Annotated in this window: 10 protein-coding genes; 4 read left to right on the top strand and 6 right to left on the bottom strand. The window is 68.3% G+C overall.

The genetic code is table 11. The features are described from left to right. Positions 1-2: 2 nt before the first annotated feature. Positions 3-3,455, bottom strand: a complete 3,453-nt coding sequence (locus FHS74_RS19765) for an SIS domain-containing protein (RefSeq protein WP_211106429.1) — start codon at positions 3,453-3,455, stop codon at positions 3-5. 182 nt (positions 3,456-3,637) lie between these two features. On the opposite strand from FHS74_RS19765, the gene FHS74_RS19760 reads away from it, so the two are divergent. Then, positions 3,638-3,985: an ArsC/Spx/MgsR family protein gene (locus FHS74_RS19760; protein ID WP_184803901.1), complete on the top strand. Its 348-nt coding sequence runs from the start codon at positions 3,638-3,640 to the stop codon at positions 3,983-3,985. Between the two features lie 53 nt (positions 3,986-4,038). Here the strand turns inward: FHS74_RS19760 and FHS74_RS19755 are convergent, their stop codons facing one another. Further along, on the bottom strand, positions 4,039-5,967 hold the full coding sequence (locus FHS74_RS19755; RefSeq protein ID WP_184803898.1) for a sensor histidine kinase: 1,929 nt from the start codon (positions 5,965-5,967) through the stop codon (positions 4,039-4,041). Positions 5,968-6,250: 283 nt separating this feature from the next. Between FHS74_RS19755 and FHS74_RS19750 the strand changes: the two genes are divergently transcribed. From FHS74_RS19750 to FHS74_RS19740, 3 genes are all read left to right on the top strand, one after another. After that, positions 6,251-8,527 (top strand): sensor histidine kinase, encoded by a 2,277-nt coding sequence (locus FHS74_RS19750; protein WP_184803895.1) that lies wholly within the window; start codon positions 6,251-6,253, stop codon positions 8,525-8,527. 36 nt (positions 8,528-8,563) lie between these two features. Beyond that, positions 8,564-9,082 carry a hypothetical protein gene (locus FHS74_RS19745; RefSeq protein ID WP_184803892.1) on the top strand — a complete coding sequence of 173 codons (519 nt, stop codon included), beginning with the start codon at positions 8,564-8,566 and terminating at the stop codon, positions 9,080-9,082. 269 nt (positions 9,083-9,351) lie between these two features. Next, positions 9,352-10,629, top strand: coding sequence for a dicarboxylate/amino acid:cation symporter (locus FHS74_RS19740; protein ID WP_184803889.1), 1,278 nt, complete (start codon positions 9,352-9,354; stop codon positions 10,627-10,629). A gap of 68 nt (positions 10,630-10,697) precedes the next feature. On the opposite strand, the gene FHS74_RS19735 is transcribed toward FHS74_RS19740, so the two are convergent. The 4 genes from FHS74_RS19735 to htpG form a co-directional block, all read right to left on the bottom strand. Continuing rightward, on the bottom strand, positions 10,698-11,141 hold the full coding sequence (locus FHS74_RS19735) for a hypothetical protein (protein WP_184803886.1): 444 nt from the start codon (positions 11,139-11,141) through the stop codon (positions 10,698-10,700). 100 nt (positions 11,142-11,241) lie between these two features. Then, positions 11,242-11,985, bottom strand: coding sequence for a peptidoglycan L,D-endopeptidase MepK (gene mepK / locus FHS74_RS19730; RefSeq protein WP_246463251.1), 744 nt, complete (start codon positions 11,983-11,985; stop codon positions 11,242-11,244). Positions 11,986-12,190: 205 nt separating this feature from the next. Next, positions 12,191-14,104, bottom strand: coding sequence for a L,D-transpeptidase family protein (locus FHS74_RS19725; protein WP_184803883.1), 1,914 nt, complete (start codon positions 14,102-14,104; stop codon positions 12,191-12,193). A gap of 379 nt (positions 14,105-14,483) precedes the next feature. Then, positions 14,484-16,376: a molecular chaperone HtpG gene (gene htpG, locus FHS74_RS19720; protein WP_184803880.1), complete on the bottom strand. Its 1,893-nt coding sequence runs from the start codon at positions 16,374-16,376 to the stop codon at positions 14,484-14,486. Between the last annotated feature and the right edge of the window lie 159 nt (positions 16,377-16,535).

Genomic DNA, 16,535 nt, shown 5'->3' with positions numbered 1-16,535 from the left:
TTTCAGGCCCTGCGGATCAGGGCCGCGGGCGTTGACAGAATGAGATCACGGGGTGTCCGCTTTTCCAGGAAGGCCGCGAAGCCCCCGTCGCCCTGGCCATCCACCCCATCCCCCTGTCCGGCCTCATGGTAGGCGTCGAACAAGTCTTCATACAGGCGCAGATCTTTCAATATTGCAATCTTCTGCTGCAGGGACGCCTGGCTGACCAGGGCTAGGTGCAATAGCAGCAGGCCGTCCGGTGCCCAGTTGGGCTCCCGCATCAGGGGCACCAGCACCAAGGTTTCGGCCCCGTTGGGCCCCGCCGACAGCAGGCCCCGGCCCAGGCGCAGGGCGCGGCGCTTGCCGCCGGTGGCGGGGGCTGGGTTGTCATGGCGCGAGGGTAGGCCCTTGGACCGGCCACTGCGTTCCACCGCCCGCAGCAGCGGGGTACCGTCGCCGCTATCGCCGGCGGGATGATAACGCACGCCCCCTTCCACACCGATGACCAGGGTGGACAAGGAAATCAGCAGCTGGCGCTCTGGCTCCGCCAGGTCGGCGGGGGCGGCGCCCAGGTCGGCCAGGGCGCCCAGCAACAGGGGGCTGATCTCGCGGCCGGGGCGGGAAATGCCCACCGTCACCGTCTTGGCCTGGTGGCGGATGGTGTCGATGGGGCGCGATGTCTCCTCGAACACCAGGCGCAGCAGATCCTGGCCACGGGTGATCAGGGCAGTCCGTTCCGGTTTGCCGCCGGGCGTGTCCAGCATGGGCAGGGCGGAGGTCAGCTTGGCTAGGCGGGCCGCGTAGGAGGCGGGCAGGGCGGCGTCCAGCTGGCCATCGGCGATGCGGTCGATGATGGCGGCCAGGCTGGTCGCCACCGGCGTCACCGGCCGGTCGGCGTTGGTCAGCGCCTGGTCCAGCATCGCCGAAATCTCGCGGAAGGGGCGGGACTCGGCGTCGATGGCCAGGGCGGCGTGGAAGCCCCACAGATGGCCCGCCACCGTCGCCATGATGAAGTCCAGGCCGGCCCCGGCCGACGGCAGGGCGATCACCGCCTCGGCATAGGGGGCGAAGCAGGTTTCGCCCTTGGCGGCGAAGACGATGGGCTTGCCGTTGTGCGCCTTGAAGATCGCCACTTCCTTGGCCGTGTCCTGGGCCAGCAGGGGGGCCAGGTCGTTGGCCACCACCAAGGTCAGGGGCTCGGTCGACAGGTCGATGTGCTTCTTGTCCTCGGTGAAGTCGACCGGGATGGACTTGTAGCAAAGCTCCGACAGCTTGATGCGGATCTCTTCCGCCGCCACCTTGTTGGCGCCGTTGCCCACCACCGCCCAGTAGCGGTTGCGCGGGGCGTAGGCCCGGGCGCAGGCGGCGATGGCGCCCTCGTCGTCCAGCACTTCCTGGATGCGCTGGGGCAGGGATTCCAGCGCCACCATCTCGTCATGGATTTGCTGGGGGGCCAAGGTGCCCAGCGCGTCGGCCAGGCACAGCGCCGTCAGCTTGCCCGCCGCCACCTGGCTGTAGAACGCCTTGGTGGACGCCACCGCCATCTCGATGTCGCGGCCGTCGCTGGTGAACAGGTGGCTGTCCGACTTGCGCACCAGGGGGCTGTTGCGGCGGTTGACGATGGCGTGGATCCAGGCGCCCGCCGCCCGCGCCAAATCCACCGTGCGGTTGGTGTCGGTGGTGGTGCCGCTCTGGCTGATGGCGATGACCAGGGCGTCGTCCAGGCTTCTGCCGTCCAGGTTGGTCGACAATTCCGACGCCTTGGCGCTGCTGACCGTCACCGCCGCCTTGTCCAGGGCCAGGCGGATCAGGTGCTCGATGCCCATGGCGGCGATGGCCGCCGTGCCCTGGCCCGTCACCAGGATGCGGCGGATGGGGGGCTTGGACGGATCGGCCAGGCGGGCGCGCAGGCCCGCCCAGGGGCCGGTGTCGGCACCACCGGCGGCGGCCAGCTCAAAGCTGACGCGCCGATCCTGGCGTCGGTAGCGTCCGGCCAGGGTCTTGCGCACGCTGGCGGGCGCCTCGTGCACTTCCTTCTCAAAGAAATGGTCGTGCCGGCCGCGGAAGATGTCGCGCGAGAATATCTCGATGGGGTCGGCCTTTAGCCGGGCCGTGGCACCGTCGTCCACCGTGCGGGCGGACACCGCCGGTTCGCCCGCCGCCGTCGACAGGACGACGGCCAGGCCGCCCCGCTCCACCTGCGCCAGTGGAATGGAGCGGCGCGCGCGTGGCGCCAGGCCGTAATTCTCCGACGCGACGATCAGGCCGTCCTCGACCTCCGCCACGAACAGGCTCTGCCCACTGCCCTTCTGGCCCAGCTGCAGCCGCTCCGGATCGGTGGGGTGCTGCAGGATGATCGCCATGGATCCATCCAGCCGCCGGATGGTGGTCAGGAAGCGGTCGGCGTTGTCGCCCCCACTTGTGGTCACGGGCCCGTTGCCACCGGCCGCCTCCAGGCGGAACAGCACCGGGATGACCTTGGTGTCGGTGGTCACCTCGGTGGGCAGGCTGTGGCCCGTGCCCTCGATCGCGCTTTCGGTCAGGGACCGGTAATTGTCGATGTCGCCGTTCAGCGCCACCATGGCGTCGGCATCGGGGCTCAGCGCCGTGCGCCCCGGGCCGGCCGCGTTCTCATGGGCCAAACGGGCGTTCATGGGGTGGCAGTTGGCCAGGCTGATGGCCCCGTGCGAAGCCCAGCGGGTATGGGCGATGGCGCTGAAGCTGGTGGCGAGGCGGGCCACCTCCCACAGCACGGCGTCGGCGCGCAGGCGGCTACGCAGGAAGGCGCCGTTGTCGCCCAGGCGGCCGATCAGGGTCGCCACCTTGTAGGTGAAGCGCACGGTGGTGCGTCCGTCGGGCAGGGCATGCAGGGCCAGCCCCTCATGCCGGTCGCCCACCACCAGCCGCTCGGCGGCGGCAGCGCGTAGGCCCGCCGGCAGGTCGTCCAGGGTGTAGCGGTGATCGATGGTGATCTGCAGGGCGATGCCGGCGCTGTCGCGGCCGCGCACCTCCAGCCGGTCCAGATTCTCCAGCACCTGCTCCGCCGCCCACGCCACCGCATGCTGTGGCTTGGTTGACTGGGCGCCATCCGGCAGCAAGGCCAGCGTGCGGCCGATGTTGCCCAGCACCTCGGTGCGCAGCTGCCAGGAATAGTCGCGCAGGCGTTCGGCCACCCGCTCCACCGCCACGTCGCGGGCGGCATCGCCGCCGCGCAGCGCCGCCTCCAGCGCGTCGATGCGGTCGGCCGCGGCTGTCAGCAGGGCGGCCGGTGCCGCTTCCGCCACGGCGGCCATATGGGTGGGGAAGGACATGAGGTCGGTGAAACGCGCCGCCAGCCCATCCAGGACGTGATCAATGATGCCGGGCTCGCTGGCTGAGGCCTTGGCCAGGCCGTCCGCCACGGCGGTCAGCCAGGACAGATCCGCCGGGCGGGTCCAGTTGCGATTACCCAGGAAACCGGCAATGCCGCACATCATTCACCTCTTGATCCCAAGACCGCAGTCATAGTCCAGGCCGGGCGTATCGTGAAAGTCCGAAAGCGTAACGTTACACGTCTTGAACCGGCTCCCCCCGCGTGTCGCCGACCGGGTGGGATGGTCGGATCGGGGCGGGGGCGGTATGGTGCCCGCTTCATGCCCAACCATCCTGGACGACTCCCATGACCGTCACGCTCTGGCACAACCCCAAATGCTCCACCTCGCGCCGGGTGCTGGCCGATCTCCAGGCCGCGGGCCATGCCGTCCAGGTGGTGGAATATCTGAAGACGCCACCCGACCGCGCCGCCCTGGCCGACATGCTGGCGGCCCTGAAGGCCCGGCCGGCCGATATCCTGCGCCGACGCGGCAACGACGATCTGCTGGCGGGTGAACCCGCTGGCGGCTACGGCGACGATGCCCTGCTGGACCTCATGGTTGAACACCCTATCCTGATCGAACGCCCCATCGCCCGCACTTCCAAGGGGGCGGTGCTCTGCCGGCCGGTGGAACGGCTGGCGCAGGTGCTCTGACCGTTCAGGACTGCCAAGCGATTGCGGCGGAAGCGCGGCGCTGCCGCTCTATTTCAGCGCGGCGCCGCCGCTAGGGGCACGGTGAAGCTGACGGTGGTGCCGACGCCCGGCTGGCTGTCGATGGCCAGCACCCCGCCGTGGCGGGCCGCCAGGTCGCGTACCAGCGTCAGGCCCAGCCCGGTGCCCACCTCGCCCAGGGTTCCGGGGCGGCTGTCCTGCGCCTCGCGGCGGTACAACTGGTCCAGCTGGGCCGGATCCATGCCGACGCCCCGGTCACTGACCGCGATCTCCAGCCTGTCGCCCAGGGCCCGCGATGTCACCTGGACGCCTTGGTTGGGGTGGCTGAACTTGATGGCGTTGGCCAGCAGGTTGCGCAGGATGGCCAGCACCATGGTGCGGTCGGCCAGGATGTGCCGGTCGCCCGAGGCGTCCAGGATGCGGATGCCCTTGGCCTCCGCCGTGGGGCCCAGGTCATGGATGGCGGCGGCCACCACCTCGCCCAACGGCATCACCGAAGGGCTGAAGGGCGTGCCCGACATCTGCACCCGGGACCAATTCAGCAGATTGTCCAGCAGGGTGTGGGCGGCTACAGCGCTCTGATGCACCGAGGTGGCGAAATCGGCGACGTCGGCCGGCGCCATGCGGGTGCCGTGGTCCGCCAGTTCCTTGGTCATGCCCAGCAGCACGTTGAACGGGCCGCGCAGGTCATGGGAGATGAGTGAGAAGAAGCGCGTCTTCTCCCGGTTCAGGAAATCCAGCTCGTCATGGGCGGCACGCAGTTCGGTCAGGGCGTGCTCGGTCGCGGCGCGGGCCTCGCGTTCCGCCGCCGCCGAACGTTCCTGCGAGCGCACCATGCGCCGCACCACGATGTTGAACAGCAGGACCACGGCCAGCAGCACGCTGGAGAAGCCGGCCATCGACCCGGCGGTATGCTTGATCATCGACCAGGTCAGGGCCGACCGCGGCGCCACATGCACCAGACGCCAGGGCGCGTTGGCCAGCGGGCGCGTGGTGACGATGTAACCGGCATGCACCGTCGTGGCGGCGTCCTTGCCCGCCACCGCCGCCAAGCCCAGGGGGGTGGGGCGGTCCTGCTGGAACAGGGCGGCGGGCGGTGTTCCAAGGGCCAACAGCAGCCGGTCGTCGGGACCGAGCAGCAGCACCGCCCCGTTGAAGGCGTCGGCCGGCTCGAAGTCCGCCACGGGCATCGCCGCCAATGCCAGGTCAAAGGCGATGACCCCCACGAAACGCCCCGCGTGTTCAACAGGCGCTGCGACAGTGGTCCTCGGCGGATCATCGATCCATATCGCCCTGCCGGTCGGGTTGGCCGCTTGGGCGGACAGGCGATAGCTGCGCCGGTCATAGATGCTGGCCATCAGCTCACTGGCGTTGTCGGTGGGGGACCAGGGCGCCACCGCCGCCAGGCCTGAGGCGCCGATGAAATAGCCCCGTGCCAGCCCAGCCTGCGTGTGCACGTCCAACGCCAGTTGCTGTGCCAGGCCCAAGGCCAAAGCCACCTCGGTTCGCCAACCGGCGCGATCCGGGCGCGACAGGTCATCGTGGCGGAACAGGGCCCGGTCCGGCAACGCCAACACCGCTGCTGCCGGCGGGCCATCCAACAGGCCGCCGGCGGCTGGACTGGCGTTGTCCAGAACCACGACATCCCTGTCTTTCGCGGCCGCCACCATGTCGAGGAAACCGCCCTCCCCCATGAGCCCGGTGGCGGGAAGGGCCTGTCCCTGCAGGGATCGTCGCGTCCATTCCCGTAGACGATAGACCCGGTCGGCTATGGCCGACAAAGCGTCGTCCAAGGCCATGGCCTGGGCGTCCACGTGATGGCGAATCTCCGTCTGACGCGTCGCCAGGCCGCGGGTGAATTCGGCGTGCACGAACACCAGGGACAGGGCGATGCCGGCACCCAGGGAGATGTTGATCAGGCGGCCGGGGCCGATGGATTTCATCCATTCCGCCAGCCGCCTCATGACCCGCCACCCCGATATGCTGTGCCCAAGGGCGCTCCGCCGTCTCCGTCATCGCCCGGAAGAGGGAGGGCCCGTCCTTTCGCGACGCTTACCATGCGGGCGCGGACGTGGCAATTGATGCCCGGGGAAGGTCGGGCGCCCAGCGTGTGTGGGCCCATCGTGCGGGGGAAGGACGGGCGGGTTGACGGTTCGCGGGTGACCGTGGCGGTCAGGACACGCAAGGCGTGCCTTTCCCGCTGGGATAGGGCATGGTTGGCGCCACTCACAGTGTATCGGACGGACCATGGGTTTGCGGGGTAACGGCGGGCGAGGGAAGGACGGAACGCGGGGGCTCCCCGGTTCCGGCCGCGCCGCGCCGCCGTGGCCCGGCCGCTGGCGGCTGGGGCTGCTGGTGGTCCTGTTCTTCCTCGCCCTGGCGGTGGCGTTCGGTGGCGGCGCCCTCGCGGGCGAGGTGGTGATCACCGGCCCGGATTTGTCGCTGGGCGGTCACCTCGACCTGCTGGAGGATCCGGGGGGGACGCTCGGTCTGGCCGATGTCCTGTCCGGGCCGGCCGCCGCCCGCTTCACCCCCGCCACCCGCGACACCCCCGGCTTCGCCCGGACCCGGTCGGCGTACTGGGCCCGCCTCACCCTGGACAACCCGACCGACGCCACCGTCAACCGGCTGCTGGTGTTCACCTACCCCTATTACCACGCGCTGGATCTCTACATCTTTTCCGGTGCCGGGGCTGAACCCACCGAACAGCGCCATGTGGCGGAGGGGGCGGAGGTGCGGGGCACCGACATCCCGCACCGCTACCCCGTCTTCACCCTGGCCTTGGCCCCCGGCCGGACGGTGGTCTACATGCGGGTGGAGCATTACTTCGCCTCATTCGCGCTGTACCTGCGCACCAGCGACGCCCAGGCCCAGGTGGATCGGCGCGACATCCTGCTGCACGGCCTGACCTTCGGCGTGCTGATCATCGCCGCCGCTTACCAGTTCGCCCTGGTGGTGATGGCGGGGGTCGAGGTCGGGGTGACGCTGCTGTTTTACGCCCTGATCACGCTGGCCTACATCTACGGCCAGTTGGGCTATCCGTGGGAACATCTGCCGGCGGAACTGGCCAGCCATTATTACCGCGAGGTCGTGGGGACGCTGCCCGTGGCGGTGGGCCAGATCTTCGCGGTGCAGTTCCTCGACCTCCGGCGGCGTCAGCCGTGGATCGCCCGGCTGCTCCTGCTGTCCACCGGTCTGTTGGTCCTGGACACGCCCCTGCATTACCTGGACCCGGCCCGCGGCTCCGGCATCGCCCAGGTGCTGGCGCTGGTGGGGTCCGTGTTGGCGCTGACGGCCGCGATCCGCGACCTGCGGCGGTCGGTCAACGCCCGCTTCTTCCTGCTGGGCTTCCTGCCCATCCTGGGGGTGGCGGTGGTATGGTCGTTGCGCGCCGGCGGCGTGCTGCCGGCCGCCATCTGGACCGAGGCCGCGCTTTACGCGCCCAACGCCATCGGCCTGGTGCTGTTCACCTTCGGCGTCGCCTATCGCATCGGCAAGGAGCGGGAGGAGCGTGAGCGCGCGCTGCAGGCCAGCGAGGCGGCCCTGCGCCGCGCCAATGACGAGTTGGAGGACAGGGTCCGCACCCGCACGGCGGAACTGAGCGATAGCCTGGAAAAGTTGAAGCGGTCGCAGGACGCCCTGGTGCAGTCGGAAAAGCTGGCCTCCCTGGGCCAGCTGGTGGCGGGGGTGGCGCATGAGATCAACACCCCCATCGGCGTGACGCTGACCACGGCGTCCCATGTTTCCGAACGGGTGTCGGCCATTGAAAACCTGGTGCGCGACGGGCGCCTGCGCCGCAGCGACCTGACGGACTTCATGGGGGAGTTGACGGAGTCCGCCCGTCTGATGCTGGCCAATATCGGCCGCGCCGCCAGCCTGATCCAAAGCTTCAAGCAGGTGTCTGCCGACCAGAGCTCCGAAGAGCGACGGCGGGTGGAATTGTGCGCCTACATGGAAGAGGTGCTGTCCAGCCTGGGGCCCAGCCTGCGGCGCGGCGGCCATGTGGCGGAGGTGGTTTCCCAAGGCCCGGTGGAGCTGGAGACCTATCCCGGCTTGCTGGCGCAAGTGCTCACCAACTTCGTGTCCAACTCCATCCTGCACGGCTATGACGCCGGCGTGCGGGGCCGCATCACCGTCTCCGCCCGCCGGCTGGCGGCGGAGGAAGGCGGCGGCGGGGCGGAGATCATCTATCAGGACGACGGCCGGGGTATCCCGCCGGCCATCCTGCCCCGCATCTTCGACCCCTTTTTCACGACCCGGCGCGGGGCCGGGGGTACGGGCTTGGGCCTCAACATCGTCTACAACCTGGTGACCCATCGGCTGAAGGGCACCGTGCGGGTGACCAGCGAGACCGGGGCCGGCACGCGCTTCATCCTGGTGCTGCCCGATCTTTGCGCCCGGGACATGAGCCTGAGCGACGAGGGCGCCCGGGAGGGGGCCCAGGAGGAGGCCGCGGGCGGGGCCGTCGCCGGTGACGCCCCCCATACGCCTGATACCCTGGTGGCGACGGGTAGGGCGCGGTAAGCTGGGCCATATGATGCCGCTGCCAGGACACGCCCGATGCGTATGAAGAAGGAGGTCAATCACGGCGCCCTGCTGCGTGAGCTGGCGGGGTCGCTGTCGTCGACGGTGACGTCCTTCGAACAAATGTCCGGCCGCCCGGCCCAGTCCTTCCCGGACTACAAGAAGGCGCGCGCCGTCTATCACGAAATCCAGGCGATGATCTTCACCATCGGCGACAAGGCCGACAGCCGGCCCAAGGATGCGCCGCGTGAGCTGAAGTCGTGGCTGATCCGCATGCGCCTGCGCTCCATCGCCGCCTTCACGCGCGTCAGCCTGGCCTTCTTCCGCAATCCGCCGCAGCTGCTGGTCCACGCGCTCGGCGCCTATGAAATTCTGCAGCATGAACGGGAGGCCTTCACCAAGGTGCTGGCCGACTACGACATGATGCTGTTTGAGGCCGGCATCGACGACAAGACGGCGGACGAGTTGGACCGGGTGCGCGTCAACATGGAAGAGGTGGTGCAGCGGCTGGAAAACCTGCTGAAGACGGCACCGCCACAACTGACGGTGTTTTAATCAGGGCGCGGCGGGGGGGGGATGCTACCCCTGTACGCGTGTGCCACCCATTGGGCCGCGCAAGCGGCGCGCCGGTCTGTTGTCCTGGCTGCATCGGTCAAAATATTTCATGTCCAGGGCCGGCAAAACACCGCCTTACGCCTTGATCTCCCGCGCTATTTGATTTCTTGTCGCACCTAATGGCCGCGCATCGGCCGCGGGTCCCCGGGGCATCGGGGATGGGGGCCCGGCAACACGCCTCGCCACAAGGGGCTAAGGGAGAAGTGCCCATGGAACATGTGAAAAAAAAGCCCTGGTACTCGGTTCTGTATTTCCAAGTCCTGATCGCCATCGTCCTGGGCATCATCGTCGGCTATGTCTGGCCCAGCTTCGGCGCCTCGCTAAAGCCGTTGGGTGACGGGTTCATCAAGCTGGTGAAGATGATGATCGCGCCGGTCATCTTCTGCACGGTGGTCAGCGGCATCTCCGCCATGACCGACATGAAGAAGGTTGGCCGTGTCGGTGGCAAGGCGCTGATCTATTTCGAGGTCATCTCCACCTTCGCCCTCGTCATCGGCCTGCTGGTGGGAGAGGTCGTGCGGCCCGGCGAGGGCATGAACGTCGACCCCCACACCCTGGATGCGAAGTCCGTCGCCACCTATGTCGACAAGGCTGCCAAGGACTCCGTGGCCGACCATATCCTGGGCATCATCCCCGACACTTATCTGAGCGCCCTGGGCGGCGGCGACCTGCTCCAGGTCCTGCTGATCGCCATCCTCACCGGTTTCGCCATCGCCCATCTGGGCGACTATGGCCGGCCGGCGACGGTGGTCATCGAGCGCATGTCCAAGATTTTCTTCCGCGTCATCCACATGGTGGTGCGCCTGGCCCCCATCGGCGCCTTCGGCGCCATGGCCTTCACCATCGGCAAGTACGGCGTCGCCGCCCTGATCAACCTGGGATTCCTGATCGGCAGCTTCTACCTGACCAGCCTGCTGTTCGTGCTGGTGGTCCTGGGCATCGTCGGTTGGCTGTGCGGCTTCTCCATCCTGCGCTTCCTCAACTACATCAAGGCTGAGCTGCTGATCGTCCTGGGCACGTCATCGTCCGAGACGGTGCTGCCCCAGATGATGGAGAAGATGGAACGCCTGGGCTGCGCGCGGCCCGTCGTGGGCCTGGTCATCCCGTCGGGCTACAGCTTCAACCTGGACGGCACCAACATCTACATGACCCTGGCCACGTTGTTCCTGGCCCAGGCGACCAACACCCACCTGACCTTCGGCCATCTGGTCACCATCCTGCTGGTGGCCATGCTGACCTCCAAGGGGGCCAGCGGCGTCACCGGTGCCGGATTCATCACCCTGGCGGCCACGCTGGCGGTGGTGCCGGACATTCCCATCGCCTCGCTGACCCTGCTGGTGGGCATCGACCGCTTCATGAGCGAATGCCGCGCCCTGACCAATCTGGTGGGCAACGGTGTCGCCACCATCGCCGTCAGCAAGTGGGAAAAGGAACTGGACGTCAACGTTCTGCGGAGCGAACTGGCCAAAGGCCCCACGGCTGCCTGACATCGGCACGGCATGCCGTGAAGATGACGGGCCCCGGATCGCGATGATCCGGGGCCCGTTTTTTTTGGTCAGTTCCGCACGCAGCTTTCCGTGCCGGTGTTCCCGCCCTTATAGGCCTCCTCGTAATAGAACTTGTCGAAACGCGCCTTGCCGTCCTTGGTCGTGGTGACCTTGGCGATGCCGGTGCCGTAGTCCTGGGTGGCCGGGTCCTCGTGCGCGAAGGTGATGGCCAGTCTGTCGCCATCGGCCGCGGCCACGCCGCGATAGGTGCCGTAGTTCGGCACCTCCATCCGGAAGCGATAGCCGGCGCGCCGTCCGTGGGCCTGCGCCTTGTCGATCTCCAGCGTCACGGTGGAGGTGTAGGCGCCCTCATGCCCATCCACGCCGGTGCAGGCGTAGGTACCGCTCAGGTCGCGGCCGGTGAAGGGCGCCGGCGCGCCGGCCTGTTGAGCCAGGGCTGACGGCACGATGAAAAGGAACGCGGCGGCCGACGCCGCCCAATGAAACCGCATGACCAAGTCCCCTCGCTGTCCGGAGGGGCCGTTGTCTCATGGCGGAAATTTAAGGAGCAAGCCCGCCCTTAGAACGAGGGGGGCGATGTCAGCCCGCCCGTCACGCCCACTGGCGGACGCGGCCGGTGTCGACATGGACGAAGTTGGACTTGGGGTAATAGCCGACGCCGCCCTGCTTCAGCTCGATGGCGACCTGACGGATGCGGGAGAGGGGCTTGCTGGCCAGGTCCAGATCGATGGCCTTGCCTTCCATGTGCATGCTGTGGCTGGCGACGCCTTCGCTATTCGCGGCCAACATGGCGTTGGTCTTGGGGCAGCGGTAGCCGCAGATGACCTGGATGGTGTCGTTGCTGCGCAGGCGGTGCTGCATCTGGAACATCAGGTCCAGCAGCTTGGGGTCCATGGCGATGGTCTGGTTGGTCCGCCAGTCGCGCAGGATGGCGTTCACATCGTGCAGCGCGGTCGGCAGGTACTTGCCGTCGGCCCAATAGGTGACCTTCAGCTTCTCGCCGGTGTGCAGATGGTTGAAGGCCAGGACGCGGCGGTTGTCGGACAGGGCGCGGGTGGCGGCGCGGGCGTTGGACCAGTCGCCATGCATCAGGTTGCCGTGGGCGGCGCTGTGGCCGTGGCTGGCGCCAGGGGCGTGGTGGCCCTTGGACACGGCCTTGGCGAGGGCCGGCAGCGGATCGACCACGCCACCCACCAGTGCCGCGCCGGCGGCCAGCTTGGCGAAACCAGCCAGCAGGCCGCGCCGGCTCGGAACCGAAACGGACGGCGCGTCAGACGCGGTGGTGGTCTCGCAGGCAATGGTAGGCAAACGCGCCGCGTCGTGCCGGTCGTGCATTCCGTGATGTCCCCATCTCACTGGCCGGAGCCCCGCGTCACCAGCAGAGCAGGGCTGCAGCATGTGACAACGGGGTGTGAATAAGCAAGCCTGAAATGAGGCAAAAATTTGATGAACGTGTGACCGCTACCGGGGCGAAGCGTGTCCTTCCGCCTTTGCAACCGCTACCGAAACGGTCACAGGTTGGTGGCGGGCCCGGATTCCGTCACCGTGCCGGGTTGGCGTTGGCCGGGGCGGGGGCTTGCGCGGGGGCGGCCCCCGTGCGGGGCGCCGGCACCGAAGGTGTTGGAACCGCTGGCGCTTTCGGCGTGTCGCCCGATGCCGCCGCCGGCGCCGCGTTGGGCGCGCTGCCGGGGGTGGGGGCCGCCGGCTGGGTCGGGGCCGGCACCACGGGCTTGCGCGGGCGGGGGCCGTTCAGGGCGGCCAGCACACGGGCGTCGCGTCCGTAAATGTCGGTGCGGAAATCGACGCTGCCGTCGGGGTCGGTGACGGTGGTGAGGTAGGTGATGTGCACCGGCAGCCGATTCTTGAGGTGAATCGTCTGGTGCTTCAGGCTGTCGCCGCCGATTTCCGCCCGCAGCCTTTCCTCGGGCCAGCCCGGGGTGTTGGTCAGCGCCAGGACGGCCAGGGCCAGGGCCGGGGGATCCTGCACCCGGATACAGCCATGGCTGAACGAACGCACCGCCCGGTCGAACAGCCGTTTGGACGGCGTGTCGTGCAGGTAGACGTCGAACTTGTTGGGGAACATGAACTTGATGCGGCCCAGCGAGTTGTCATTGCCCGCGTCCTGGCGCACGCGCCAATGGAAGTTGCGTTCGGTCACCGTGGCCCAGTTGATGCTGCTGGGGTCCACCGGCACCGCGTCCGCCGTCCACCCCGACAGCAGGGTGTAGTGGTTCTTGACCACGTAGCTGTGGTCCTTCTTCTGCTTGGGCAGAATCTCTTCGCGGGCGATCTTGGTCGGCACGTACCAGTAGGGGTTCAGTTCCATATAGCTCATATTGCCGGTGAAGACCGGCGTGCGGGCGAAGGGCGCCCCCACCACCACGCGCATGGTGGTCAGCACGTCCATGCCCCGCATCAGCGACAGGGTGTAGTCGGCCAGGTTGACCACCAGATAGGGCTGGTCCGCCGCTTCCCGCTCCCACCGCCAGCGTTCCATGTTGACGATGATCTGGTTGATGCGCTGGTCCACCGTCGCGTTCAGTTCCCACAGGGTGCGGCGGCCGATGGCGCCGTCCGGTTCCTGTCCCTGGCGGCGTTGGAACTCCTTCACCGCCGACGCCAGCGCGTCGTCATAAAGGTCCGGGTTCACGCCCTTGGGCAGCGGGCTGGGCAGGGGCTTGGCCTCGCCCGTGGCGACCAGGCGGGCGCGCAGTGCCGTGACGCGGGGGTCGGTCATGCCCGGCTTCAGCGTGTCGCTGGTCTTTTCGGCTTTGGGCGCCGGTTCGCCGTTGGTGGCGTCGGCTGGGCCAGGCGGTGGAAGGGGGGGCGCCTTGGGTGCCGGCGGAATGGTGGGCCAGCCGCCGGCGGCCTTCATCTGGCGATAGTGGGCCAGCGCCGCCTTCAGCGCCTTGTACTCCGGCCGCTGGGGGGGCAGGCCGGCCAGCAGGGCCGTCAGGTCAGGGGCCGCCGCCACGCCCGACAGCAGCTGGGCGCGGTCGAAAGGCGGCCGTTCGATGACCAGTTCCGGATCGGCCAGGGTGGGGATGATTCGGCCCACGGACACGTCGCTGGCGTAGTGGATCAGCGCCAGGCTGAGCCCGGATTCGAAGGCGGCCTGGGCCTCCGCCGTGTCCAGACGCTCTTCCTGGGCCGTCAGGGACGCCGCGGCGTAATCGTTGGGGTTCAGCCCGTCCTCATCGGCGTGGGACAGCACGGTCAGCACCGCGCGGGCGCCGGCGTTGGCGGCGCCCTGCCCGATCCACAGGGGTTTCAGCCCCCGGGCGCGATAAAAGCGGGCCAGCACCGTCTGGTCGCTGTCGTCCGGTGTCGCCTGGGCCTGCTCCGGCACCGGAAAGCGGTCCTTCATCACGTCGGCCAGGTCGCGCGCCTGTCCGGGCAGGGGCGATAGCAGCAGGGCCGCGGCGATCCACAGGGCGGGGGCGGCTCCCCTCATGCGCATACCCGGATGCCGCGTTCCCGCGTTCCGGTCATTCAGGGCGACTGCCCCCCTCGACGACCCCATACAAACCCCGCCTTGGCTCACGAACCCGGGGCTCACAAACCCGGGCCCCGGGAGATGTCCCGGGATCACCCACGTCAACGACGGCAAGGGTGCCCCCCGTGCAGCCGCACTGGCCTGACAGCGATGCCAGGATCGCCATCCAACCGGCTGCGGACTATGCCAGCAGTTAGCGGCAATAAAAGGGCGAAACTGTTCCGTGCGACGCGCGGGGACCTTGACAGCCCCCAGCCGTTGCAAAAACGCCATGCCCCGCGACGGAGTTCCGCGCGGGGCATGGATGAAGGGTGAATTAACTGAAGGCGCCGACCTTTTAGGCCAGGCCCTTCTCCACGAACAGGGCCAGGCGCCGGGCGAAGGCCACCGGATCCGGCAGGGCCTCGCCCTCCAGGATTCGCGCCTGGTCCAGCAACAGCCAGGCGGCGTCGGCCAGGGCCTCGCCCTTTTCCCCGCCGGCGCCGTTGGCCTTGGCCAGGTCGGCCAGGCGGCGGATCAGCGGGTGGCCGGGGTTGACCTCCAGGATGCGCTTTGAGGCCTCGTCCAGCCGCTTGTGGGCCTTCAGCATGCGCTCCAGGTGGATATCCATGTCGCCCTCGTCCGCCACCAGGCAGACAGCGCTTTCGCGCAGGCGCTCGGACGTGCGCACGTCCTTGACCGCGTCGCCCAGGGTCAGCTTGGCCAGCGCCACCAGGTCGGCCACGCTGTCCTCCGGCGCCTTGGGCGTCTCATCGGCCTTGTCCTCGGCCGTGACGTTGGCGAGGTCGGCGCCGCCACGGGTAACGGACTTGAAGGCGTGGTCCTTGTACTGGGTGACGGACTGCAGCCAGAACTCATCCACCGCGTCGGTCAGGAACAGGACCTCGACGCCCTTGGCGCGGAAGCCTTCCAGGTGCGGGCTGCGGGCCAGCGCCGCCTTGTCCTCGCCGGTGATGTAGTAGATGGCGTCCTGGCCCGGCTTCATGCGGCCGACATAGTCTTCCAGGCTGACCAGGTCGTCCCCATGGGTGGAATGGGCCCGCAGCAGTTTCAGCAGGCTGTCGCGCTGCTCCCGCTCCTCATACAGGCCTTCCTTCAGCACGGCGCCGAAGTTCTCCCAGAAGCGGGCGTAGTCGGCCTTCGCCTCCGGATCGTCCGCCTTGCGGGCCAGGTCGCCCAGCACGCGCTTGGCGATGCCGGTGCGCATCTTGGCCAGCATGGGATTGTGCTGCAGCATCTCGCGGCTGACGTTCAGCGGCAGGTCTTCCGAATCGACCACGCCGCGCAGGAAGCGCAGATAGGCCGGGATCAGGCCCTCCGGTCCCTCGGTGATGAACACGCGGCGGACATACAGCTTCACCCGGTGCTTGCGCTCCGGCTCGAACAGGTCGAAGGGCTTGGCCTCGGGGATGAACAGCAGGTTGGTGTATTCCAGCACGCCTTCCGCGCGCCAGTGCAGGGTCAGCCACGGATCGTCGAAGCCGTGGCCGACATGGTGGTAGAATTCCTTGTACTGCTCGGCCGTGATCTCGCTCTTGGACCGGGTCCACAGGGCGGAGGCGGCGTTGGCCGGCTTCTCCTCGTCACCGATCAGCACGGGGATGCTGATGTGGTCGCTGTACTTCTTGACGATGGTCTGCAGGCGGTAGGTCTGCAGGTAATCATCCTCGCCGTCGCGCAGATGCAGGACGATGCGGCTGCCGCGCGCCGGCGCGTCATCCGACGGGCCCACGGTGAAGGCGCCCTTGCCGTCCGACGCCCAGCGCCAGCCCTGCTCCTCACCCGCCTTGCGGGAATAGACCTCGACCTCGCTGGCGACCATGAAGGCGGAATAGAAGCCCACGCCGAACTGGCCGATCAGCGACATGTCCTTGTCGCCGTCCTTCTTGGCCTCGGCCTTCTGGGCCAGGGCGGCCATGAAGTTGGCGGTGCCTGAACGGGCGATGGTGCCCAGGTTCTCCACCAGGTCGTCCCGGTTCATGCCGACGCCGTTGTCGGCGACGGTCAGGGTGCGGGCGGCGCTGTCGGGCGTCAGGGTGATGCGGAAATTGGCGTCCCCGGCCGTCAGGTCCGGCTGGGTCAGGGAGGCGTAGCGCAGCTTGTCGCAGGCATCAGAGGCGTTGGAGATCAATTCCCGCAGGAAGACCTCCTTTTCCGAATACAGCGAATGCGCGACGATATCCAGCAGCCGGGAGACTTCGGCCTGGAAGCTGAGTTTCTCCTCACTCATGGGCGTGTTCCGTCCTCTTTTCTGGGCGGCCCGGTCGCGGCGCCGCCGACGTGGTGAACCTGGTTCCGCCGGCCGCCCATGGATGGGCCGGCCGACGCGCCCCGATATGAGGGGCCGGCACGCTGGACGCAAGCCCCTCCGTTGGGGTGGACGCGAAAA

This window comes from Nitrospirillum iridis (assembly GCF_014205765.1).
Taxonomy (GTDB): Bacteria; Pseudomonadota; Alphaproteobacteria; order Azospirillales; family Azospirillaceae; genus Nitrospirillum; species Nitrospirillum iridis.
This window is presented reverse-complemented; position numbering and strand designations above follow the sequence as displayed.